The sequence below is a fragment of the Streptomyces sp. NPDC047841 genome (assembly GCF_040704085.1).
Taxonomy (GTDB): Bacteria; Actinomycetota; Actinomycetes; order Streptomycetales; family Streptomycetaceae; genus Streptomyces; species Streptomyces argyrophylli.
On the sequence record NZ_JBEYRP010000012.1, the window covers coordinates 232,967 to 255,978 of the forward strand.

A 23,012-nucleotide genomic window follows, 5' to 3' on the forward strand; every position below is an offset into this window, starting at 1 on the left:
CCTTCCTCAAAGAACAGGGCAGAGATGTTGCTGATACAGGGTACGGCGCCCGCTCAGCAGACCTCTTCCAGATCGCGCCAGTCCCGCGAGTCCGGGCTGTCGGCGACCCATCCGTCGAGCAGCCCCCGCACCAGGGAGGCCGGGGCCGCGACACCGCACTCCCGCTCCGGCACCCACAGCTGCCCGTCCGTCCGGTGCCCGAGCGGCCCGGGGTGACCCGGCTCGCTGTGGTCGTGCGGGTCCAGGTGCACCCCCTCGCCCTCGTCGGACGGCATGCGGGACTCGCTGCACATCCGGCACAGCAGCCGTACCGACGAGGACCAGTCCTCCGCTGCGAAGCCCGCGTCCGCGGCGAGTTGCTCCAGCGCGTCCCGGTCGGCCTCGGTGGCCGCCTCCAGCAGGACCACCCAGGTGGGGACGGGCGACGGCGCCCACAGTTCGATCTCGTCGAAGACCGGGTAGGAGTGCCCGTCCGAGGTGGTGCGCTCGCCGTGCGGGACGCCGTCGTGCAGCACGACCTCCCCCCAGCGCCGCCCGGACGAGGGCAGCGGGATCGACAGCACCTCGATCCGTGCGGGGTCCAGCCGGCGGCCCCAGACCACCTCGGCCTCGCCTTCCGGGGAGAGCCGTACGGCCGCGCTGCCCAGCTCCATGCCGACGGGCTCGGCGGAGGCCGCGGCTCCGCCGGGCACCTTCAGCCCGTACGCCTGCCAGGCCCGGCGGGCCAGCGGCCAGTCCTGAAGGGCGGTCGCGGCGATGCCGACGTTCCACCAGTCGGGCGCCCCGGTCTCCCGTTCGAGCAGGGCGACCGCACGCAGTCCGGCCGCGCGCGCCTGCTCCCAGTCGTGCCGGAACTTGTGCAGCAGGGCGAGGTTGAACCAGGACTCCGACAGCCAGGGTTCCAGATCGGCGGCGCGTGTCAGCAGCTCACCCGCGTCCTCGTACCGGCCGTCGCCGATGAGCGTGAACGCCCGGTCGGTGGCCTGCCGCCAGGAGGCGGAGGGCCGGTGCCGTCCCTTGCCGAAGATCCTCACGATTCCCGCCTGCCAGTTCCATTTCCCGCTGTGGGCTGGCTTGTGCCCCCTGACACCCTCTCCCTCGCATCCAACCACGTGCCGCGGGAAAGGCGCTCATTACCCATGGGTTACCCAGCCGGGCGCGGGTCAGACAGTCCCGTTCGCCGCGGCGGCACCCGCTCCCGCACGCCCGGTGGCCTGGCCAGCACCCGGGCGAGCGACTCCACGACCTCGGGAGCGTAGTCGCCGGCGGTGCCGAGCCGCAGCTCCTCCAGTGCCCGCAGCGGGCCTTCGGGACCGGCGTCACGGGTCCGCTCCTCGTAGGCGTTCACGGCCCGGACGATCCGGGCGGCGAGCGGCTGCTCCCGGTAGGGGTCGGCCTGCCGTTCCACGACGACGGCGACGGCCGCGTCCACGCCGGTCTGCCGGACGACGGCACCGCCGAGCAGGGCGATGCGCCGCTGCTCCGCGGCGGGCAGGCCGGCGGTGGCGCCGGCCGGGACCGGGTCGACCAGGCTGAGCTGGCCGATGTCGTGCATCAGGGCCGCGTACTCCAGGACGGTCAGCTCGGGTCCGGTCAGGCCGAGGTCCCGCCCGACGGCGAGGCTGAGCGCGGCGACGCGGTGGGCGTGCCCGGCAGGGGTGCAGCCGGCGATCTCGGTGGCGCGGGCGAGGGAGGCGATCGTCTGCCGGTAGGTGGCGCGGACCGCCGCGTACCGGCTGAGGGAGAGCTGGACGAGCAGCATGGGCAGGCAGAACACGGGCAGCGCCCACAGGCCGACGACGGCGACCGCGAGGGCCATCACGGCACCGGTCGCGCAGATGGCGGAGCCGATGCCGAGCAGTCCGCGCAGTTCCTCGCGCAGCAGCGGGCCGAACGGCCAGCGGGTGCGGCAGTGGGCGAGCGCGGCGGCCAGGACCGCACCGCACAGGGAGGTGAGGGCGAGCAGGGTGAGCAGCAGCAGGGCGTAGGCGGGGCCGCCCCAGCGGGCGAAGACGCCCTGGCTGTAGAGGGGTTGGAAGCAGACGGCGGCGAAGCCGACGGTGAGGATCCGGCGGGCCAGGTGGTCGACGGTGGGGCTGCGGCCGGACCAGATGTGCGGGACGGCGCCGAGCACGGTGGCGAGGAGGACGACGGTGACGACCTGGGCGGCTCCGTGCTGGCCGGGCCGTCCGGCGTCGGCGCCCAGCAGGGCGTACGACAGGGCGCCGGCGGCACCGAGGGGCGCGGCCTGCCGCTGTCCCTGCTCGTCGCTCCAGCGGGTCAGTTCGCCGGCGGCTATGAGCACGCCGAAGGCGAGCGCGACGCCCCGGTCGTGCAGGCCGGTTCGCAGGGTGACGGCGAGGGAGCCGGCCGCGACGAGGGCGGCGGCGCCGTGGATCAGCCGCAGGGCGGTCATCGGGGCGCCCCGGTGCTGGGGGTCCGCTCGGCGGGCGCGGTGCCGTACGCGGGTTCGTCGGCGGTGACCGCCGGATGCCAGCCGGAGCGGCGCAGGGCGCGGACCAGCGCGCCGACCATCCGGGGGTCGAAGTGGGCCCCGGCGCAGCGCTCCAGCTCGGCGACGGCGGCCTCGACCGGGCGGGCCCTGCTGTAGCAGCGGGTGGAGGTCATGGCGTCGAAGGCGTCCGCGACGGCGACGATCCGGGCGCACTCGGGGATACGGTCGCCGGCCAGGCCGTACGGGTAGCCGCTGCCGTCGAGCCGTTCGTGGTGGTGGAGGATGGCCGCGCGGGCCTCGCCGAGGAAGGAGATGCCGCGGACCATCTCGTGGCCGTACTCGGGGTGCAGTTCGATGATCCGCCGCTCCTCCGGGGTGAGCGGGCCGTCCTTGCGCAGCAGCCGGGTGGGCACGCCCAGCTTGCCGACGTCGTGCAGGATGCCGGCGAAGCGCAGCACCTCGACGCGGTCGTCGTCCATGCCGAGTTCGCGGGCGATCAGCACGGAGGCGTGTCCGACGCGTTCGCTGTGGCCACGGGTGTAGCCGTCCTTGATGTCGACGGCCTGGACAAGGGCGCGGATGGTGGCCTGGTGGGCGGCGCGTTCGCGGTGGTACAGGGCGAAGACCCACCAGGAGACGCCCATCGGCAGCAGCACGAGCAGCGCGGCGACGGGGCCGTAGGGGCTGCGCCAGAGCACGGCCATCATCAGCCCGGCGAGTCCGTGCACGGCGACCGGGGCCGGCGAGCGCGCCGGCAGCCCGCGCCAGGCCCGCCGCAGCGGCACCAGCCCGACCGCCGCGCGCAGGCCGCCGTCGAGCGCGGTGAGCACCAGGCAGAACGCGAGGAGGGCCGCGCCCGCGGGCAGCAGCGCGGAGGGGAAGTCCGAGCCGAGGACGGCGTCCTCGCCGCCGAGTGCGCGGTGCGTCCGGGCGGCGGCCCACACGGCGAGCGCGGGCTGCGCGGCCCGCCACACGCGCCGGAGCAGGACGGGCGGGTGCTCGACCGGGGAGAGCAGCGCGGCGGGCACCGGGACGAGCGCGGCGGCCGCCGGGGGCAGCAGGAACGCACCGGCGAGCAGCACGGGGTAGAAGGTGCCGCCGAAGCGGCGGCGCCCGGCGTGCTCGCAGGCCGCGTAGAGCCCGGCGAGCAGGGCCGGCGCCCCCCACGGGGTGTGCGTGGCCGGCAGGGGCAGCAGGCACAGGACGGCCGACAGGGCGACGGCGGCGACGTAGCCGCGCGCCCTTGCCGGTACCGCGTCCATCACGCCCCTCCCCGACCGTGCCTCCTCCAGGGCTCGGAGCCTAGGGCGGAATCGGGGGATGAGGGGCTTATGACCTGAGGATTAGCACGTTCGGGTGATATGCCCCGGCGTGTCAGGACTCCTGCTGTGCCGCCGGGGCCTTGGTGACATCGTGCTCCGGCACGGTCTGCCCGGAGCGGATCAGGTCGATCCGCCCCATGACCTTGGCCCGCAGGTCGGCGGGCACGTCGTCATGCCCGCAGCACCGCTTCACCAGCTTCTTCACGGCCTGCTCCAGGCCGTACTTCTCCAGGCACGGCGAGCATTCCTCGAAGTGGTGCTGGAACTTGTCGCGGTCTACGTCCGGCATCTCGCTGTCGAGGAACTCGTACAGGTGGTCGAGGACCTCACTGCAGTCCGTCTCGTGCGGCTCTCCGCAGCTCATGAGCCCGAGCCTTTCGCTTCGTTCGACTCTCCGGCGCCGGCCGGGACCAGCCCGCGCTCACGGGCGTAGTCCTCCAGCATGCCGCGCAGCTGACGGCGGCCCCGGTGCAGCCGGGACATCACCGTACCGATGGGTGTCCCCATGATGTCCGCGATCTCCTTGTAGGCAAACCCCTCGACGTCCGCGAGGTAGACGGCGATGCGGAACTCCTCGGGGATGGCCTGGAGCGCGGCCTTCACGTCCGAGTCGGGCAGGTGGTCGAGCGCCTGCGACTCGGCGGAGCGCAGGCCGGTCGACATGTGCGACTCGGCACGGGCGAGCTGCCAGTCCTCGATCTCCTCCGCGGCGGAGCGCTGGGGCTCGCGCTGCTTCTTGCGGTAGGAGTTGATGAAGGTGTTCGTGAGGATGCGGTACAGCCACGCCTTGAGGTTGGTGCCCTCGCGGAACTGGTGGAAGGACGCGTACGCCTTGGCGTACGTCTCCTGCACCAGGTCCTCGGCGTCGGCCGGGTTGCGCGTCATGCGCAGCGCGGCCGAGTACATCTGGTCGAGGAATTCGAGCGCGTCCCGCTCGAAGCGCGCGCTGCGCTCCGCGGTCGACTCATCGGACGCGTCCGCGCTGACGCCCTGGCCCTCGGGCAGCTCCGCCTGGCCGTTGTCGGTCCCTGCGTCGGTACCGGTGACCGGACCCACCTCCTCAAGATCACGGGTAGGACCGAAACCGATCCCACTCGATTCGGAGGATAGAACACGACCCGTGCCTGCCGCCGCTCGAATAGGAGCGGTCTTGGCCGCGTGCAGCACGGACCAGTCCAGGTCAGTGCGGCTGCTGCGGGCCGGGCAGATGGTCGAACCCATGCGGCGGACTTCCTCTCCTGCGACGTCGGTGCCGAAGGCGTCGGCACTTCCGATCGAGTCAACAGGGCCCCACCGCACAACATTCCCGGGTCACCCGAGTGACGCGGTCCACTCCCGTACCGCGCCGGTGACGACGTCCAGCGCCCGCTCCTGGGTGATCTCCGCGCGCTTGGGCACGGCGAACCCGTGATCGCCGTGCGGCACCTCGATGAGCCGGAAGTCACCCTCCGGGAACTCCGCCGGCTTCCCGAAGGGGTCGTTGCCGCCCTGGACGACCAGCGTGGGCACCCCGGCCCCCAGCAGTTCCTCCGCCCGGGACTTCTCCGGCCTGCCCGGCGGGTGCAGCGGGAAGCTCAGCGCGAGCACGGCGTGCGCGCCGAGCTCGGCCGCCGTGCGGCAGGCGACCCGGGCGCCGGCGCTGCGGCCCCCGGAGATCACCGGCAGCCCCGGCCCGGTGAGCGCGGGCCACACGCCCCGCCAGCCGGTGTCCAGGGTCTTCGGCACCGGCGCGACCTTCTTGCCGGCGACCCGCCAGGGCTGCTCGACGAGGGCGACGGTCACGCCGTCGGCGGGCAGCGCTGCCGCGAGCGCCTGGAGGTCGCGTACCTCGATGCCGCCGCCGGCGCCGTGGCCGACGGCCAGCACCAGCCGGGGCTTCTTCGCCGGGTGCCAGGTGATCCGGGCGTCCCCGGCCTCCGTACCGACGGTCTGTGCGGTCGCCTCTGTCACGTCTGTCGCCTTGGTCACGTCAGAAGAGTGTGCCCTCTTCCGGGCCCTCCAGCTCCTTCAGCAGCTCCGGGCCGTTGTTGCGGACGTTGCTGACGGCGGTGGAGACCGGGTAGGCCCGCATCAGGCCGGCCGGCGGCGGGGCGAGCAGCCCGCGCAGATCGTCGGGGTCGGTGCGGGAGGGGTCGAGCCAGGCGTCCCAGCGGTCGGGGGTGAGCATCAGGGGCATCCGGGGGTGGATCTCGGCGAGGGAGCCCGGACCCTCGGCGGGGGCCACGGCCAGCGGGGTCTTCTCCGCCTCGGTGGTGATCACCGAGCAGGTGACCCACCAGGCGCGCGGGTGGTCGTCGGGCAGGGTCCGGTCGCGCCAGAACTCGTACAGGCCGGCCATCGCGAACACCGAGCCGTCGGCGGGCAGCACGAAGTACGGCTGCTTGCGCGGCCGCTTCTTCCTGCCCTCCACCTCCAGGTCGCGCTCCTGGGCGCCGGTGACCCACTCGTAGTAGCCGTCGGCCGGCAGGATGCAGCGGCGGGCGGCGAAGGCGCGCCGGTAGGCGGGCTTCTCGTGGACGGTCTCCGCGCGGGCGTTGATCATCCGGGCGCCGCCCTCCGGGGTCTTCGCCCAGGACGGGACCAGGCCCCACTTCAGCCGGCGCAGCTGGCGAACCGGACGCGGGGAGTCCGCGTCTTTCAGGGGGCGGTCCAGGACGGCGTAGACCTCCTTGGTCGGCGCCACGTTGTAGTCGGGCGCCAGGGTCTCCTCGGGCTCCCACACCTCGGCCTCGAAGACTCCCGCGAGATCCTCGGGCCTACGACTCGATGCATACCGTCCGCACATACGTGCCACACTGCCAGATTCCGTACCAGTACAGGGAGCCACTCCGACCGATGGACAGCCTCGCCGCCACCGCGCTGCCCGACCTCTGGGACCGGCTCACCGGCACCCAGCCCGATCCCGGCCTGTGGGTGGTGCTGGCCACGCTGGCCGCCGCCCTCGCCGTGGTCGTCCCGCACCCGGTGTGGCGGATATCCCGCAACGCGATCACCATCGCGCACGAGGGCGGTCACGGTCTGGTCGCCCTGCTCACCGGCCGGCAGCTCACCGGCATCCGGCTGCACTCCGACACCAGCGGACTCACCGTGAGCCGGGGCAAGCCGTACGGGCTGGGCATGATCCTGACGGCCGCGGCGGGCTACACGGCACCCTCGCTGCTGGGCCTCGGCGGGGCCGCGCTGCTGGCCGCCGGGCGCATCACCCTCCTGCTGTGGGCGGCCACCGCCCTGCTGGTGGCGATGCTGGTGATGATCCGCAACGCCTACGGCGTGCTGACCGTGGTCCTCGCGGGCGGGGCCTTCCTGCTGGTGTCCTGGCTGGCGGAGCCGCAGGTGCAGGCCGCGTTCGCGTACGCGGTGGTGTGGTTCCTGCTGTGCGGCGGGGTGCGGCCGCCGTTCGAGCTCCAGGCCAAGCGGTCCCGGTCCGGGGCGGGGGACTCGGACGCGGACCAGTTGTCGCGGCTGACGCACGTGCCGGCGGGCCTGTGGCTGTTCCTCTTCCACGCGGTGTCGCTGTGCTCGCTGATCGGCGGCGGCCGCTGGCTGCTGGAAGGTTGACGGCGCGCCCTCCTTATAAAGTGGCCCCATGGCCCCGAACACCTCCTCCACCGCCCTCTGGCCCGCCCCGCACGCGAGCGGAGCCGTCGACGCGACGGTCCACGTGCCGGGGTCCAAGTCGGTCACCAACCGCGCTCTGGTCCTCGCGGCCCTGGCCTCCGAGCCCGGCTGGCTGCGCCGCCCGCTGCGGTCCCGCGACACCCTGCTGATGGCCGGCGCGCTGCGGGCCATGGGTGTGGAGATCGAGGAGGGGGTGGGCCCCGACGGCACCGGTGAGGCCTGGCGGGTGCTGCCCACGGGTCTGTCCGGCCCGGCCACGGTCGACGTCGGCAACGCGGGCACGGTGATGCGGTTCCTGCCGCCGGTGGCCGCGCTGGCCGACGGGCCGGTCCGGTTCGACGGGGACCCGCGGTCGTACGAGCGTCCCCTGAACGGCGTGATCGACGCGCTGCGGGTGCTCGGTGCCCGGATCGACGACGACGGCCGGGGCACGCTGCCGCTGACCGTGCACGGCGGCGGGGCCCTGGACGGCGGCCCGGTGTCGATCGACGCCTCCTCGTCCTCGCAGTTCGTCTCGGCGCTGCTGCTGTCCGGCCCCCGTTTCAACCAGGGCGTGGAGGTCCGCCACACCGGCGCCAGCCTGCCCTCGGTGCCGCACATCCGGATGACGGTGGACATGCTGCGCGCGGTCGGCGCCCAGGTGGACACCCCGGAGTCGGGCGGTGAGCCGAACGTGTGGCGGGTGACGCCGGGCGCGCTGCTCGGGCGGGACCTGACGATCGAGCCGGACCTGTCCAACGCGCAGCCGTTCTTGGCGGCGGCCCTGGTCACCGGCGGCAAGGTGGTGATCCCGGACTGGCCCGCCCGGACCACCCAGCCGGGTGACCGGCTGCGGGAGATCTTCACCGAGATGGGCGGTTCCTGCGAACTCACCGAGTACGGCCTGGAGTTCACCGGTTCGGGGGCGATCCACGGCATCGACGTGGACCTCGGTGACGTGGGCGAGCTGACCCCGGGCATCGCGGCGGTGGCCGCGCTCGCCGACTCGCCGTCCACCCTGCGGGGCGTGGCCCACCTGCGGCTGCACGAGACCGACCGGCTGGCCGCGCTCACCAAGGAGATCAACGAGCTGGGCGGTGACGTCACGGAGACGGCCGACGGCCTGCACATCCGCCCGCGCGCGCTGCACGCCGGGACCTTCCACACCTACGAGGACCACCGCATGGCGACCGCCGGTGCGGTCATCGGCCTGGCCGTGCCGGGCGTGCGGATCGAGAACGTGGCGACGACGGCGAAGACCCTGCCGGACTTCCCCGAGCTGTGGACCGGGATGCTCGGGCAGTAGGGACGTACATCATGCGCCGCTACGGCAAGCACACCGACGAGGACGACATCCGCAGCCGTCCCAACCGCAAGGGCAACCGGCCGCGGACGAACATCCGGCCCAAGCACGAGGACGCGGCCGAGGGCATGGTCCTCACCGTCGACCGGGGACGGCTGACCTGCCTGGTCGAGGACCGGATCGTGATGGCCATGAAGGCGCGCGAGCTGGGCCGCAAGGCAGCCGTGGTGGGCGACCGGGTGGCCCTGGTCGGTGACCTGTCCGGCGCCAGGGACACGCTCGCGCGGATCGTCCGCATCGGGGAGCGCACGTCGGTGCTGCGCCGCACCGCCGACGACGACGATCCGTACGAGCGGGTGGTCGTCGCCAACGCCGACCAGCTGGCGATCGTGACGGCCCTGGCCGACCCCGAGCCCCGCCCGCGGCTGATCGACCGCTGTCTGGTCGCGGCCTTCGACGGCGGTCTGGAGCCGCTGCTGGTGATGACCAAGTCGGACCTGGCCCCGCCGGACAAGCTGCTGGAGCTGTACGGCGCCCTCGACATCCCGCACGTCGTCACCAGCCGCGGGGAACTGGAGAACGGGGACGCGGCGGACCGGGTACGCGAACACCTCGCGGGCAAGATCACCGCGTTCGTAGGTCACTCGGGCGTCGGCAAGACGACCCTGGTCAACGCGCTGGTGCCGCAGGAGCGCCGGCGTCTGACGGGCCATGTGAACGCGGTGACGGGCCGCGGCCGGCACACCACCACCTCCGCCCTCGCCCTGCCGCTGTCCGGAATGGACGGCTGGGTCGTCGACACCCCCGGGATCCGTTCCTTCGGACTCGCGCACATCGATCCGTCGCGCGTGATCCACGCCTTCCCCGACCTCGAACCCGGTACGGCGGGCTGCCCGCGCGCGTGCAGCCACGACGAGCCGGACTGCGCCCTGGACGCGTGGGTGGAGGAGGGGCACGCGGACCCGGCACGGCTGTACTCGCTGCGCCGGCTGCTGGCGACCAGGGAGCGCAAGGAAGGCGACTGAGCCTCGCGTTGTTTGCCGGGGTGCCCGGCCGGTAAGTGCATAATCGCACCGAGCCGGAGATCCGGATCAACGGGAGGACCGCACATGGCGTGGCTGCTGGTCATAGTGGCCGGGATACTGGAGACCGGCTTCGCCGTGTGCCTGAAGCTCTCGCACGGGTTCACGCGCATGTGGCCCACGATCGCCTTCGCGTCGTTCGCCCTGGGCAGTTTCGGTCTGCTCACCCTGTCGCTGAGGAAGCTGGACGTCGGCCCCGCCTACGCGGTGTGGACCGGCATCGGCGCGGCGGGCACCGCGATCTACGGCATGGTCTTCCTCGGCGACCTGGTCTCCACCCTCAAGATCGTGTCGATCAGCCTGGTCATCATCGGCGTGATCGGACTCCAGCTGTCGGGCTCCGCCCACTAGGCCGGCGCGGCCCGTCCACCGGGGGCCCAGGAGGCGCGGGCTCACACCAGGTGCCGTGGCAGCACCGCCCGCACCAGCTCCGCCACCCCGCCCTCACGGGAGCGCAGCAGTTCCGCCCCCCGGCCGGGTCGGCGCCAGGACCGGCCAGCGCGGCCGCCGCGCGGTCCCGGACGATCCGCAGGCCCTGTCAAGCCCAGGAGGCGCGGGCTCACACCACGTGCCGCGGCAGCACCGCCCGCACCAGCTCCGCCACCTCGCCCTCCCCCGGCGGCGCCGCCACGCAGGACAGGGCGAGGCGTACCACCAGTTCGCAGGAGCGCAGCAGTTCCGCGGTACCGGCCGGGTCGGCGCCGGGACCGGCCAGCGCGGTCGCCGCGCGGTCCCGGACGATCCGCACGAAGTCGCGGGGCGCGGGCAGCGGCCCGTCCGCGCGGCGCTGCGCCGGTACCGCGGTGGCGGAGGGCACGGCGGTGAGCGGCGGACTCGGCAGCCACTCGGTCCAGCAGCCGGTGAGCAGGGCCCGGACCAGCACGTTGTCCCGGGCGGCGGTGGCCGTCCACTCGGCGGTGGCGGTGAGCCGGTCCCGCGCTCCCGAGGAGCCGGCGAGGGCCCGCTCGACGCCGGCGAGGTAGCCGTCGGCCTCCCGCCGCACCAGCGCCCGGGCCAGGCCGTCCTTGCTGCCGAACTCGTTGTACAGGGTCTGCCGGGACACCCCGGCCGACGCGGCCACGTCGACCATCCGCACGGCGGACCACGGCCGGCGCGCGAGCGCCGTGTAGGCGGCGTCCAACAGCGACTCCCGGGCAGCAGGCATCCTCGCCTCCCTGGACCACACCGACTCTGCGCCCAGATTTGACGCGCTTGTATGCACTGTCAAGGGTTTGCGACAGGGCGGACGGTGCGTTGGGCCGTCCGCCGGCCGGGCGGGAGTGCCCCGCCCGGCCGCGCGGTTCCCGCGCCCCTTCGGGGCACTCCCGCCGCCCCCGGTGGCCCCGCGCCGGCCCCGCCCGATACCGTTCTGCACATGCCCGACTACCTCGACGACCTCCGCCTCGCCCACGTCCTGGCGGACGCGGCCGACGCCGCCACCACGGCCCGGTTCAAGGCCCTCGACCTCAAGGTGGAGACGAAGCCGGACATGACCCCGGTGAGCGAGGCGGACAAGGCCGCGGAGGAACTCATCCGCGGTCAGCTCCAGCGCGCCCGCCCGCGGGACTCCGTCCTCGGCGAGGAGTACGGCGTCGAGGGCACGGGCCCCCGCCGCTGGGTGATCGACCCGATCGACGGGACGAAGAACTACGTACGGGGCGTCCCGGTCTGGGCCACCCTGATCTCCCTGATGGAGGCGGGCGAGGGGGGTTACGAGCCCGTCGTCGGCGTGGTCTCCGCACCCGCGCTCGGCCGCCGCTGGTGGGCGGCGAAGGGCCACGGCGCCTTCACCGGCCGCAACCTCACCTCCGCGACCCGGATCCACGTCTCGCGCGTCGGCAGGCTCGCGGACGCCTCCTTCGCGTACTCCTCGCTCACCGGCTGGGAGGAGCGCAACCGCCTGGACGGCTTCCTGGAGCTGTCCCGCCAGGTGTGGCGCACGCGCGCGTACGGCGACTTCTGGCCGTACATGATGGTCGCCGAGGGCTCCGTGGACATCTGCGCCGAGCCGGAGCTGTCACTGTGGGACATGGCCGCCAACGCGATCATCGTGACGGAGGCGGGCGGCACCTTCACCGGCCTCGACGGCCGCCCGGGTCCGCACAGCGGCGACGCGGCGGCGTCCAACGGCCTCCTCCACGACGAGCTGCTGGAGTACCTCGCCCCGCGCCCGTGAGGAACGGGGACAGCACCGGAGTACTCCCGTCACGCCCTCACCTCGCGTCGCGCGCCCCCTTGTTGACCCGCCCTTTACCTGGCACTCTGGGCCCACCCCCACTTGTGAACTTGTGAATCCCTGAACTTTTCCAGGGGTTCCTAGGAGGTGCTCCGTCCATGCTCGTCCGTGACGCCATGAGCACGGTGATTCTCACCCTCGGCCCCGCCCACACCCTCCGCCAGGCAGCCGCCCTGATGTCCGCCCGCCGCGTCGGCGCCGCCGTGGTCCTCGACCCGGACGCCGGCGGCATCGGCATTCTGACCGAACGCGACATCCTCAACTCCGTCGGCCTCGGGCAGAACCCGGACGCGGAGCGCACCCACGCCCACACCACCACCGACGTCGTCTTCGCCGCCCCCACCTGGACCCTGGAGGAGGCGGCCCGCGCCATGGCGAACGGCGGTTTCCGGCACCTCATCGTCCTCGACCGGGGTGATGTGGCCGGCATCGTCTCGGTCCGCGACATCGTCCGCCGCTGGCTCCCGGCCCGCGAGCCCACGCCCGCGCTGTGACACGCGAAGCGGGCCGGACCCCGAGCACCGTGGGGTCCGGCCCGCCCAGCCGCGAGGGCGGCCGGCTCAGCCGCGCAGCTCCCGCACCGCCGCCTCCAGCCGCTTGCCGAAGTCGGCGTCGGCGTTCGCGAAGTTGCCGATCGCGCGCTCGGCGATGTCCTCGCGCGAGACCTGCGAGATCGCGCCCGCGAGGTTGGCGATCAGCCGCTCCTTCTCCGCCTCCGACATCAGCCGGTAGAGGTTGCCCGCCTGCACGAAGTCGTCGTCCTCGGCGTGCGCGGGCGTCGGGTGGCTGCCGGTGCCGGCCGTGAAGCCGTCGAACGGCTGCCAGAGCGGACGGCCGGTCTGCTGCGGCCCGCCGAAGCTGTTCGGCTCGTAGTTCTTCGCACCGCCGTGCCGGCCGTCGTAGAGGAAGCCGTCACGGGAGTTGGTGCGCGCCTCGGTGGCGTGCGGGCGGTTCACCGGCAGGTGGTCGGCGTTGATGCCGACGCGGTAGCGGTGGGCGTCGCCGTAGGCGAAGAGCCGGCCCTGGAGCATCTTGTCGGGCGAGGGGCCGATACCGGGCACGAAGTGCGCCGGGGAGAAGATCGACTGCTCGACCTCGGCGAAGATGTTCTGCGGGTTGCGGTTCAGCTCCAGCTTGCCGATCTCGATGACCGGGTAGTCCGCGTGCGGCCACACCTTGGTCAGGTCGAACGGGTTGAAGCGGTACGTCGCCGCGTCCGCCGCCGGCATGATCTGCACGCCCACGGTCCAGCTCGGGAACTCCCCGCGCTCGATCGCCTCGCGCAGGTCGCGCTGGTGCGAGTCGGGGTCCTTGCCCGCGAGGACGTCCGCCTCCTCGGCGGTGAGGTTCTTGATGCCCTGGTCGGTCTTGAAGTGGTACTTGACCCAGAAGACCTCGCCGGCCGCGTTGTTCCACTGGTAGGTGTGCGAGCCGAAGCCGTCCATGTGCCGGTAGGACGCCGGGATGCCGCGGTCGCCGAACAGCCAGGTCACCTGGTGCGTCGACTCCGGCGACAGCGACCAGAAGTCCCACACGTTGTCGGCCTCGGTGCTGCCGGTGTACGGGTCGCGCTTCTGGGTGTGGATGAAGTCCGGGAACTTGATCGCGTCCCGGATGAAGAAGACCGGGGTGTTGTTGCCGACCAGGTCGTAGTTGCCCTCCTCGGTGTAGAACTTCAGCGCGAAGCCACGCGGGTCGCGGACGGCGTCCGCCGCGCCGAGGTTGCCGGCCACAGTCGAGAAGCGCAGGAACACCTCGGTCTGCTTGCCGGCCTCGGAGAGGAAGGCGGCGCGGGTGTACGGCGTGACATCGGCGGTCACGGTGAAGGTGCCGTACGCGCCGGCGCCCCGGGCGTGCACCACGCGCTCCGGGATGCGCTCGCGGTTGAAGTGCGCCAGCTTCTCCAGCAGCAGCTGGTCCTGGACGAGGACCGGCCCGCCGACGCCCGCCGTCTCGCTGTTCTGGTTGTCGGCGACCGGGGCACCGGCCTCCGTGGTGAGCGGTCCCTGCGTCACGTGCGCCTCCTGCGTCATCCCTGACTAGTCCTGTCCTGTGGCCAAAGCCGGTTCCGATCCTACAATGGACATTGTCTAAGTCAAATAGCGATCCAAAATCACACCTATTCCCGACCTGGGGACTCTTCCTGTTAGGCTGGTGGCCATGAGCGACCTTCTGGAACGGCTGCGTGGACGCGGATGGCGGATGACCGCGCAGCGACGCGTGGTGGCCGAGGTCCTGAACGGCGAGCACGTCCATCTGACGGCCGACGAGGTCCACGCACGGGCTGTCGCCAAGCTGCCCGAGATCTCCCGGGCGACCGTCTACAACACCCTCGGTGAGCTGGTCTCGCTCGGCGAGGTGCTGGAAGTCACGACGGACAAGCGCGCCAAGCGGTACGACCCGAACGCGCACCGGCCGCACCACCACCTGGTCTGCGCCCGCTGCGGCGCCATCCGCGACGTGCACCCGAACGGCAACCCCCTGGCCGACCTCCCCGACACCGAGCGCTTCGGCTTCACGGTGTCGGACGTCGAGGTGACGTACCGGGGACTGTGCCCGAACTGCGCGGGCGCGTAAGCAGAGCGCGCACGTACACCGCTTCCCTGGAGCCCCGGCATCCGCCGGGGCTCTTCGCGTAGGACCGTCACCGCGCACGACCGGACGCACGAAAACACCGAGGGCCGGAACCCATCTCTGGATTCCGGCCCTCGGCCTTCAGTAGCGGGGACAGGATTTGAACCTGCGACCTCTGGGTTATGAGCCCAGCGAGCTACCGAGCTGCTCCACCCCGCGTCGGTGAACACGACACTACGTGAGGGAAGCGCCGAGAGGCAAATCAATCAAGGCCGGGGTGTCCGGCGTCACGCCGAGAGCTCCTCCCGCAGCGCGTCCCGCAGCCGTCCCGCCCGCTCGGCCACCTCCGCCGGCCCCAGCGCCACCGCCCTGTCGGCCCACCGCTGCCCCTCCGCCAGCTCACCGCGACGCGCGTAGACGAGGGCCAGCCGCAGGGCCGCCCGCCCGTGCCCGGCGTCGGCGGCCCGGGCCCACCACACCGCCGCCTCGGGCTCGCTCCCCTCGCGGGCGAGCAGCAGCCCCAGGTTGAAGGCGCCGTTGCGCGACCCGGCCTCGGCCGCCGCCCGGTACCAGCGCGCCGCCTCCACCACGTCACCCCGCGCCGCCGCGTGCATGCCGACCCGCACCTGCGCCCGCCGGTGCCCCTGCGAGGCGGCACGCTCGTACCACTCCTCGCACTCGGTCTTCTCCTGCACGGTCTCCCCCAGCTCGTGCGCGGGCTCCGGCGGCCGGCGCGCGTCGAGCAGGGTGGCCAGCCGGTATGCGCCCTCCGCGCTGCCGCCGCCCGCCGCGCAGCGCAGATGCCGTTCGGCCTCCTGCTCGTCGCCCTCGCGCAGCCGGGCGATCCCGACCTGGAGCGCGGCCTCGGCGTGCCCGGCGGCCGCCGCCCGCTCGTACCAGCGCAGCGCCATCGCGTCCTCGCCGCGCCCGGCGTAGAGGATGCCGAGGTTGAACGCGGCGTCCACGCTCCCGGCCTCGGCGGCTTTGGAGAACCAGGGCTCGGCCCCGGTCGGGTCGCCGTTCTGGAGCAGCAGGATGGCCAGCGCGTTCGCGGCCTCGCGGTGCCCGGCGTACGCGGCGCGCCGGTACCACTGCTCGGCCTGCGCGGTGCGGCCCTGCTCGGCGCAGAGCAGCCCGAGGTTGTAGGCGCCGTTGTCGTCACCGGCGTCCAGCGCGGCCCGGTACCACCGCTCGGCGGTCTGGGTCTCGCCGCGCTCGGCGTGCAGCGCGCCCAGCGCGTTGGCCGCGTTGCCGTCGCCGTCCTGGGCGGCGCGCAGCCACCACACGGCCGCGCTCTCGGTGTCACCGGCGTCGCGCAGCAGGAAGCCGAGCGCGCAGGCGGCCCGCGGCTCGCCGTCCTTGGCGGAGGTCAGGTACCAGCGCCCGGCCTCCTTCAGCTCGCCGCGCTTCTCCAGGATCGCCCCGAGCTGGAGCGCGGCCCGCCGGTGCCCGCGCGCGGCGGCCTGCCGGTACCACTGCTCGGACTCCGCGACGGGGGTGTCACCCCCGGTCTCCTCCCCGAGTCCGGCCGCGCGGTCGAGCGCGCGCGCCAGCCGGTAGGCGGCCTCCCGGTGCCCGCGCTCGGCGGCGGCGCGCATCCAGTGCTCGGCGCCGACGTCGCCGCGGTGCTCCAGCAGGTCGGCGAGCGCGTAGGCGCCGAGGACATGGCCCTGCTCGGCGGACTGGCGCAGCCAGTACTCGGCGGCCGGCTCGTCCCCGCGCTCGCGGTGGTGGCGGCCGAGCGCGTGCGCGGCGGCGGCGGAACCGGCGACGGCGGCGATCCGCCACCAGCCGGCCGCCTCCTCGGGGTAGCCCCGCTGGTGCAGCAGGACGCCCAGGTTGTTGGCCGCGGCCCGGTCACCGGCCGCGGTGGCCGCGCGCAGGTGCGGTTCGGCTCTGTCGAGGTCGCCGCGGCGCAGCAGCATGGCTCCGAGGACGCTCGCCGCCTCGGCGTCACCGCTCTGCGCGGCGAGCGCGAGGCGCGTCTCCTCGCCGGCTTCCCCCATGTCCGCCAACTCGTCGCGGGCCGGCTCCGCGTCGGAAGGCCGCACAAATCGCCCTGACTCGTACAGAGTTGCCTTGTCCCCCATAACGTCCATCGTCGCACCACCTGCAACCTGGGTACACCCGGTATACCGCAGCCCGTGAGGTCACTTGAGCGTTTTGTCGACATGCCCACAGAGAGACAAGTCAAACACACACCGCCCAACTCCCCACGGCGGCGCGGCCGGTCCCTCCCCTCAGCACATGAGTTCGCACACCACGAAGGCCCGGATCCGTTTCTGGATCCGGGCCTTCGACTTCAGTAGCGGGGACAGGATTTGAACCTGCGACCTCTGGGTTATGAGCCCAGCGAGCTACCGAGCTGCTCCACCCCGCGCCGTTGTGTGTCAACCGTACCACGGCGCGAGAGGGCCTTGATCAACTCTTGCTCTTGTCGCCGTTCTTGCCGCCGGTGCCGCCCGTCGCGGACTGGGCGTCCTCGGCACGCTTCAGCGCGTCCCGGAGGTCCTTCTGCGCCTTGGCGTACGCGTCCCAGTCCGGTCCGTTCTTCAGCGCCTGCTGCCCGGCGTCGAACGCCTTCTGCGCGTCTTCCAGCGCCTGCTTGACCGTCGGGTTGCCGGTGCCGGGCGGAGTCGTGGTGCCGGTCTGCGGGGGTCTGGTCGAACTCTTCACCCCGAACACCTCGTTGAGGGCCTCGTCCAGGGTGTCCTTGAAGGCGGTCCTGCCCCCGTAGGTGACCAGGACCTTCCTCAGCAACGGGTACTTGAGCGAGCCGCCGCGGACGTAGACCGGCTCCGCGTACAGCAGGCCGCCGTCCAGCGGCACGGTCAGCAGATTGCCGTACTCGACCTTCGAGTGCCCGCGGCTGAGGAGGCTGATGGTCTCCGCGATGTCCGATTCGGAGTTGAACTGGCTCTGGACCTGTTTGGGGCCGTCGACGGTCGTGTTCGTCGGCAGCTTCAGGACTCTGATCCTGCCGTAGTCGCTGGTGCGCGGGTCGGAGTCGACGGCCATGAAGGCGCTGAGGTTGTCCCGCCCGTTGGGCGTGAACGTCGTCGTCAGCGAGAACGCCTGCTCGCTCTGGCCCGGCATCTTCATGCTCAGGTAGTACGGCGGCACCGCGCTGCCCGAGTTGTTCGTCGGGTCGTCCGGGACCTCCCACACCTCGCTGCCGGTGAGGAAGGTCTGCGCGTCCGTCACGTGGTAGCGGGTGAGCAGCTCGCGCTGCACCTTGAACAGGTCCTGCGGGTAGCGCAGGTGGTCCATCAGCTCCGGGGAGATCGCGCTGCGCGGCTCCACCGTGTCAGGGAACGCCTTCATCCAGGTCTTCAGCACCGGGTCCTGGGTGTCCCACTGGTACAGCTTGACCTCGCCGGTGTACGCGTCGACGGTCGCCTTCACCGAGTTGCGGATGTAGTTGACCTGGTTCTGCTGGGCCACCACCGCGCGCGAGTTGTTCGTCGCGGTCAGCGAGTCGGCCGTGGTGTCCCCGAGGGTCGTACGGGAGGCGTACGGGTAGCCGTTCGACGTCGTGTACGCGTCGACGATCCACTGGATGCGATGGTTCACGACCGCCGGGTACGCGTCGCCGTCGATGGTCAGCCAGGGGGCGACCGCCTCCACGCGCTCCTTGGGCGTCCGGTTGTACAGGATCCGGGAACCCTTGCCGATCGCGCCCGAGTAGAGGATCTGCGGCTCGTTGAACGCCACCGCGTACGCGGCCCGGTTGACCGGGTTGTCGAGGTTGACCCCGCTCGCGCCCTGGTAGCTGGTGGTCATCTCACGCTCGTTGTCGGAGTAGTCGACCTCCTTCTGGGGGCCTCCGACGATCGAGTACGTGGTGGTCTTCTCGCCGTAGTAGATCCGCTGTTCGTACGTCCCGAGGTCACCCTGGGACGGCAGGTTCTTCTCGGTGAAGACGGGCCGGCCCTCGGAGTCGGCCTCGGTGCCCTTGGCGGCCACCACGCCGAAGCCGTGCGTGTAGCGGAAGTGGTCGTTGATCCAGTTGTTCTTCGGGATGCCGTCCAGGTTCAGTTCGCGCAGACCGATGACGGTGTCCTGCTCCTTGCCGTCCTTGGCGTACCGGTCGACGTCGAGGTTGGTCGGGAACCCGTAGTACGCCTTGATCTGCTGGAGCTGCTGGAACGTCGGCGAGACGACGTTCGGGTCCATGATGCGGATGCTGGCCGTGGCGTCGACCTGGTCGCGCAGCTTCGTCTTGTCCGAGGTCGTGGACCTGCCCGGGTACTCGGTGACCTTGGCCTGGTCGATGCCGTACGCCTCGCGGGTCGCCTTCAGGTTCTTCTGGACGTACGGCGCCTCCTTGGCCTGCTCGTTCGGCTGGACCTGGAACTTCTGCACGATGGCCGGGTAGAGGCCGCCGATCAGGATCGCCGACAGCACCATCAGGCCGAAGCCGATGACGGGCAGTTGCCACGTGCGCCGCCACAGGGTGGCGAAGAACAGCAGCGCGCAGATGACGGCGATGCAGAACAGGATCGTCTTGGCCGGCAGGTAGGCGTTGGCGTCGACGTAGCGCAGGCCGGTCCAGTTGCCGGTCGCCTTGAAGTCGCTGGACTTGACGGCGAGGCCGTACCGGTCGAGCCAGTAGGCGACCGCCTTGAGGGCGACGAAGATGCCGAGCAGCACCGACAGGTGTCCGGTCGCGGCGGCGGTGGCGCGCGCCCCCGGGCTGGTGACCCGCAGCCCGCCGTACAGGTAGTGCGTGAGCGCGGCGGCGATCAGGCACAGGATGGCGGCGGCGAAGCCGAAGCCCAGCAGGAAGCGGTACCAGGGCAGGTCGAAGGCGTAGAAGGAGACGTCCAGGTGGAACTGCGGGTCCTTCTCGTGGAAGGGCACGCCGTTCACCCACATCAGCCACGTCCGCCACTGGCTCGACGCGGAGGCGCCCGCGATCAGCCCGACCAGGGCGGTGACGGCGAGCAGCAGCCACTTCTTGTACGGCGCGATGGCCATGCGGTAGCGGTCGAGGCTCTGCTGCTCCATGGACATGGCGCTGAGCGGGGGCCGCAGCCGGTGCGCGAGCCAGATGTTGAGGCCGACCGCGGCCGCCATCAGCAGGCCGAAGACGAAGAAGAGCCCGACCTTGGTCGACAGCGTGGTGGTGAACACGGACGAGTAGTGCACCGACCGGTACCACAGCCAGTCCGTCCAGAAGCCCGCGAACATCGTGAACGCCATGCCGAGGACGGCAAGGACGCCCAGTGTCACGAGCAGGGCTCGGACCCTCCGGGACGGGCGGCCCGCTCTGATCCGTGGCCCCGTCGGGCCTCCGCCGCGGTCCGGCATCTGGAAAGCCAAGGTGCGCACCTCGAAGTTCGCTGTCGATCCGTCAGGCCCTCGGGTTCGCGGGCCCGCCGTGGCCCCCCTCTGATCGCGGGCCCACACCTATGCAACTTACTCACGGTTTACTCGGTTCCCGATTCCGGCCGGGAACGAGGCAGGATTGTGACCATGTCCAACACTCCCATGGCAGCGAGCCCGCTCACCCGGGCCGTACTCGAGATCGACGAGTACGTCTCCGGCCTCGGCTGGGACCAGCCCGCTCGCCTCTTCGCCCTCGTAGACACCGCACGGCTGCGGGTTCAGGAACCGTCGCTCGCGGCCCAGCTGGGCCTGCAGGACGAGTCCGAGACCGCGGGTCTCACCCCGATCGAGCAGGACGAGCTCCCGTCCGGCAAGCCCCTCGACGAGTTCCTCGGCACCATCGCCTGGCCCGACGCGGTGGCCGGCTGCGCGCTCGCCGTGGAGCGCCTGATGCTGCCGCCGTCCGCCGAGGCCCAGGTGCCCTCCGGTCTGGACGAGGCGGGGCTGGCCCGGTGGGTGGCCGAGCACCCCGAGCGCCAGGAGGTCCGGATGACGGTGGCCGTGCTGCGCGACGGCAGCCGGGAGTCGGCGCTGCGGCTGCGGGAGAAGGACTCCCCGACGGAGGTCCTGACCGGCCCCGACCTGGTGCCGGGCCTGGCGGACGCCCTGGTGGCGACGTTCGCGGACTGACCCGTCCCCTGCTGTACGGCGATGAGGGCGCCCCTGGTGGCCAGGGAGCGCCCCTACGCCGTGTCACGGCCCGTTCAGCCCTTGGTGGTGCACTTCGGCAGTGCGGCGGTGTCGCCGCTGCGGATGTCCTTCAGCGCGTCGAGGGCGTCGCCGATGGTCTTGACCTTGACGAGGGTGAGGCCGCCCGGGGTGTCCTTGGCGGCGGCCGCGCAGTTGTCGGCGGGGGTCAGGAAGTACTGGGCGCCGCGGTCGCGCGCGCCGACGGTCTTCATCTCGACGCCGCCGATCGGGCCGACCGTGCCGTTGTCGTCGATGGTGCCGGTGCCGGCGACGAACTTCCCGCCGGTGAGGTTGCCCGGGGTGAGCTTGTCGTAGATGCCGAGGGCGAACATCAGGCCGGCGCTGGGCCCGCCGACGTCGGCGAGCTTGATGTCGATGGTGAACGGGAAGGTGTGGTCGGTTCCGGCGGAGATGCCGACGACGGCCCGCGCGGCCCCGGTGTCGTGGGAGGTGGTCGTCGTGATGGTGACGTCCTGCGTCCTGGTCGCCGTCCGGTGCGCCTTCTCGGCGGCGGCCTGCTCCTTGGCGGGCACCACGGTGAAGACGACCTTCTGCCCCGGCTTGTGCTCGGTGACCAGCTTGGCGACGTCGGAGGGCTGCTTCACCGCCGTCCCGTCGACGGCCTTGATCACGTCACCGGCGTGCAGCCTGCCCTCGGCCGGGGAGCCCTTGACGACCGTGGAGACGATCACCCAGGACTTCACCGGGACGCCCAGCTCCTTCAGGGCGGCGACCTTGGCGCTCTCCTGGGACTGGCTGAACTCCTCGGCGTTCTCCTGGGTGGACTGCTCCTCCGTCTTGCCGTCCGGGTACAGCGTGTCGTGCGGGATGATCTTGCTGTCGTGGGCGAGCCAGCCGTAGACGGCCTCGACCATGTTCATCCGGTAGTCGGCGCCGGTGACCCGGACGGTGGTCATGTTCAGGTGGCCGTCCGCCGGATAGGTCTTGTGCCCCGAGATCTGCAACACCGGCTCGCCGTCGTGCTCGCCGAGCGTGTTCACGGTCGGGCCGGGAGACATCTCCGCGTACGGCACGGGGATGAGGACTCCCGCGCACAGGAGCGCGATCAGCATCAGGGTCGAGGCGAGCATCGTCGCGGTGCGGCGTGGCATGCCACGACAGTACGGGACGCCTCTGTCAGCGCACCGTCAGGGCACCCCCGTCAGGCGCCGCGCGCACCCGTGTGGGACTTCTCCATGGCCTCGCGGAACCGGGCGTATCCGTCCAGCTCAGGGCCGTCGCTCCGCGTCTTGCGGGTCCGATTGGCCCAGGTACCCCACAGCCCGCCGCCGATCGCGGCCAGAAGCGGGATCAGCAACCAGACAAGCACCCCCATGCCGACCTCCCATACGCCACGAGCGTCCGCAAATGACTGATCAGCAGATTAACGGTCTGCACGGACAACGCTCACGCTAGGGTCCCGGTTACGCAACCGGAGCAAAGCGTGTGCCGCGTGTGACGCCTTCGAGGGACCCACGAAAGCCCAGACGGATCAGCGGACGGGTGTGAAACGGGGGCTCGGGCGGGCCGGGCCGGCACCGGGCGGGGCCGCGGGCGCCGGTCCGCGGTGGGCGCGCACCCGGCGGGGACTGCGGGCGCCGGGGCGGGGCTTACGTCGTCGCGCGGAGGACACCGAGCGCAGGCCGCCGGACCAGCGGCGGACGGCCGGGAGGCATCACAGCGCGCCGGACGGGGAGCCGGCGGCCGCCGAGCCCGGATCGGCGGGCGGCCGTCCGGCACCGGAGGGCTCCGGACATCCAGCGGGCGCCCGCGCCGGGACGAGCCGGCGACGGGCCGGGGGTCAGCAGGCGCCGACCCACTCCTCCGTGCCGTCCGAGAACTTCTGCTGCTTCCAGATGGGCACCTCGTGCTTGAGGTCGTCGATCAGCTTGCGGCAGGCGTCGAAGGCCTCCGCGCGGTGCGGGCAGGCCACGGCGACGACGACGGCGAGGTCCCCGATCCGCAGGTCCCCCACCCGGTGCACGGCGGCCAGCGCCCGCACGGGGTAATCCGCGACGACCTTCTCGGCGACCCGCCGCATCTCGGCCTCGGCGCTCGGGTGGCAGGAGTACCCGAGCGCGTCCACGTCGGCACCCCCGTCGTGGTTCCGCACGGTCCCCACGAACAGCGCGATCCCGCCGGCCGCGTCGTCCCCGACGGCCTGGAACACCTCGTCAACGGAGAGCGGGGTCTCCCGGATGCCGATCAGCTTGATGGGGTCCTGAGCCGCCTGCTCACCGGGGTGATCGTTCGAAAGCGCCATGCCCCCATCGTGCCCCACGGGTGTGACAACGCGGAATACGAGTTTCCGCAGGCACGCGCGCGGGCCGTTTGGAGGCTCCTACAGCGCAGCTTCCGCATC

The 23,012-nt window shown here is 72.2% G+C and carries 22 protein-coding genes and 2 tRNA genes; 8 read left to right on the forward strand and 16 right to left on the reverse strand.

The annotated features are described in order from the left end of the window. Positions 1–53: 53 nt before the first annotated feature. The 7 genes from AB0947_RS21825 to AB0947_RS21855 form a co-directional block, all read right to left on the reverse strand. A complete protein-coding gene (locus tag AB0947_RS21825) occupies positions 54–1,034 on the reverse strand; it encodes a tetratricopeptide repeat protein (protein WP_366751995.1) in 981 nt (326 codons plus the stop codon). Positions 1,035–1,144: 110 nt separating this feature from the next. Beyond that, positions 1,145–2,416, reverse strand: a complete 1,272-nt coding sequence (locus AB0947_RS21830) for a metal-dependent phosphohydrolase (protein ID WP_366751996.1) — start codon at positions 2,414–2,416, stop codon at positions 1,145–1,147. Beyond that, positions 2,413–3,717, reverse strand: coding sequence for an HD-GYP domain-containing protein (locus AB0947_RS21835; RefSeq protein ID WP_366751997.1), 1,305 nt, complete (start codon positions 3,715–3,717; stop codon positions 2,413–2,415). Before AB0947_RS21835 ends, AB0947_RS21830 begins: the two co-directional genes overlap by 4 nt. Positions 3,718–3,829: 112 nt before the next feature. Further along, the gene (gene rsrA, locus AB0947_RS21840) at positions 3,830–4,141 is read right to left on the reverse strand and encodes a mycothiol system anti-sigma-R factor (protein WP_366751998.1); all 312 of its coding nucleotides are present in this window, start codon (positions 4,139–4,141) and stop codon (positions 3,830–3,832) included. Continuing rightward, positions 4,138–4,833 carry an RNA polymerase sigma factor SigR gene (sigR, locus tag AB0947_RS21845; protein ID WP_014674890.1) on the reverse strand — a complete coding sequence of 232 codons (696 nt, stop codon included), beginning with the start codon at positions 4,831–4,833 and terminating at the stop codon, positions 4,138–4,140. Before sigR ends, rsrA begins: the two co-directional genes overlap by 4 nt. 255 nt (positions 4,834–5,088) lie before the next feature. Then, positions 5,089–5,745: an alpha/beta family hydrolase gene (locus tag AB0947_RS21850; protein ID WP_366751999.1), complete on the reverse strand. Its 657-nt coding sequence runs from the start codon at positions 5,743–5,745 to the stop codon at positions 5,089–5,091. A gap of 1 nt (position 5,746) precedes the next feature. Then, positions 5,747–6,562: an SOS response-associated peptidase gene (locus tag AB0947_RS21855; RefSeq protein WP_366752000.1), complete on the reverse strand. Its 816-nt coding sequence runs from the start codon at positions 6,560–6,562 to the stop codon at positions 5,747–5,749. A 50-nt stretch (positions 6,563–6,612) separates the two neighbouring features. Between AB0947_RS21855 and AB0947_RS21860 the strand changes: the two genes are divergently transcribed. The 4 genes from AB0947_RS21860 (at position 6,613) to AB0947_RS21875 (ending at position 10,110) form a co-directional block, all read left to right on the forward strand. Beyond that, positions 6,613–7,335 (forward strand): M50 family metallopeptidase, encoded by a 723-nt coding sequence (locus AB0947_RS21860; protein ID WP_366752001.1) that lies wholly within the window; start codon positions 6,613–6,615, stop codon positions 7,333–7,335. Between the two features lie 28 nt (positions 7,336–7,363). Further along, positions 7,364–8,680: a 3-phosphoshikimate 1-carboxyvinyltransferase gene (gene aroA / locus AB0947_RS21865; protein WP_171152973.1), complete on the forward strand. Its 1,317-nt coding sequence runs from the start codon at positions 7,364–7,366 to the stop codon at positions 8,678–8,680. Positions 8,681–8,691: 11 nt separating this feature from the next. Beyond that, positions 8,692–9,702 (forward strand): ribosome small subunit-dependent GTPase A, encoded by a 1,011-nt coding sequence (rsgA, locus tag AB0947_RS21870; protein WP_366752002.1) that lies wholly within the window; start codon positions 8,692–8,694, stop codon positions 9,700–9,702. 84 nt (positions 9,703–9,786) lie between these two features. Continuing rightward, the gene (locus AB0947_RS21875; RefSeq protein WP_366752003.1) at positions 9,787–10,110 is read left to right on the forward strand and encodes a multidrug efflux SMR transporter; all 324 of its coding nucleotides are present in this window, start codon (positions 9,787–9,789) and stop codon (positions 10,108–10,110) included. Positions 10,111–10,318: 208 nt separating this feature from the next. Here the strand turns inward: AB0947_RS21875 and AB0947_RS21880 are convergent, their stop codons facing one another. Beyond that, complete coding sequence (locus AB0947_RS21880; RefSeq protein WP_366752004.1) at positions 10,319–10,924, reverse strand: helix-turn-helix domain-containing protein; 606 nt, start codon at positions 10,922–10,924, stop codon at positions 10,319–10,321. Positions 10,925–11,134: 210 nt separating this feature from the next. Between AB0947_RS21880 and hisN the strand changes: the two genes are divergently transcribed. Next, positions 11,135–11,935 carry a histidinol-phosphatase gene (gene hisN, locus AB0947_RS21885; RefSeq protein WP_366752005.1) on the forward strand — a complete coding sequence of 267 codons (801 nt, stop codon included), beginning with the start codon at positions 11,135–11,137 and terminating at the stop codon, positions 11,933–11,935. 158 nt (positions 11,936–12,093) lie between these two features. Then, the gene (locus tag AB0947_RS21890; protein ID WP_366752006.1) at positions 12,094–12,489 is read left to right on the forward strand and encodes a CBS domain-containing protein; all 396 of its coding nucleotides are present in this window, start codon (positions 12,094–12,096) and stop codon (positions 12,487–12,489) included. Between the two features lie 66 nt (positions 12,490–12,555). On the opposite strand, the gene AB0947_RS21895 is transcribed toward AB0947_RS21890, so the two are convergent. Further along, complete coding sequence (locus AB0947_RS21895; protein ID WP_366752007.1) at positions 12,556–14,010, reverse strand: catalase; 1,455 nt, start codon at positions 14,008–14,010, stop codon at positions 12,556–12,558. Between the two features lie 145 nt (positions 14,011–14,155). Between AB0947_RS21895 and AB0947_RS21900 the strand changes: the two genes are divergently transcribed. After that, the gene (locus tag AB0947_RS21900; RefSeq protein WP_366752008.1) at positions 14,156–14,572 is read left to right on the forward strand and encodes a Fur family transcriptional regulator; all 417 of its coding nucleotides are present in this window, start codon (positions 14,156–14,158) and stop codon (positions 14,570–14,572) included. Positions 14,573–14,714: 142 nt separating this feature from the next. Here AB0947_RS21900 and AB0947_RS21905 read toward each other — a convergent pair. From AB0947_RS21905 to AB0947_RS21920, 4 genes are all read right to left on the reverse strand, one after another. Then, positions 14,715–14,788, reverse strand: a tRNA-Met gene (locus AB0947_RS21905). 68 nt (positions 14,789–14,856) lie between these two features. After that, complete coding sequence (locus tag AB0947_RS21910; protein WP_366752009.1) at positions 14,857–16,668, reverse strand: tetratricopeptide repeat protein; 1,812 nt, start codon at positions 16,666–16,668, stop codon at positions 14,857–14,859. A 207-nt stretch (positions 16,669–16,875) separates the two neighbouring features. Beyond that, positions 16,876–16,949: transfer RNA gene (locus AB0947_RS21915), tRNA-Met, on the reverse strand. Between the two features lie 41 nt (positions 16,950–16,990). Continuing rightward, the gene (locus AB0947_RS21920; RefSeq protein WP_366752080.1) at positions 16,991–19,882 is read right to left on the reverse strand and encodes a UPF0182 family protein; all 2,892 of its coding nucleotides are present in this window, start codon (positions 19,880–19,882) and stop codon (positions 16,991–16,993) included. Between the two features lie 165 nt (positions 19,883–20,047). Here AB0947_RS21920 and AB0947_RS21925 point away from each other — a divergent pair, with 165 nt between their 5' ends. Further along, complete coding sequence (locus tag AB0947_RS21925; RefSeq protein WP_366752010.1) at positions 20,048–20,590, forward strand: PPA1309 family protein; 543 nt, start codon at positions 20,048–20,050, stop codon at positions 20,588–20,590. 74 nt (positions 20,591–20,664) lie between these two features. Here the strand turns inward: AB0947_RS21925 and AB0947_RS21930 are convergent, their stop codons facing one another. From AB0947_RS21930 to AB0947_RS21940, 3 genes are all read right to left on the reverse strand, one after another. Then, positions 20,665–21,762, reverse strand: a complete 1,098-nt coding sequence (locus AB0947_RS21930) for a PDZ domain-containing protein (protein WP_366752011.1) — start codon at positions 21,760–21,762, stop codon at positions 20,665–20,667. Positions 21,763–21,812: 50 nt separating this feature from the next. Continuing rightward, complete coding sequence (locus AB0947_RS21935; RefSeq protein ID WP_171152993.1) at positions 21,813–21,986, reverse strand: hypothetical protein; 174 nt, start codon at positions 21,984–21,986, stop codon at positions 21,813–21,815. A gap of 465 nt (positions 21,987–22,451) precedes the next feature. Next, positions 22,452–22,913 carry a molybdenum cofactor biosynthesis protein MoaE gene (locus AB0947_RS21940; protein WP_366752012.1) on the reverse strand — a complete coding sequence of 154 codons (462 nt, stop codon included), beginning with the start codon at positions 22,911–22,913 and terminating at the stop codon, positions 22,452–22,454. Between the last annotated feature and the right edge of the window lie 99 nt (positions 22,914–23,012).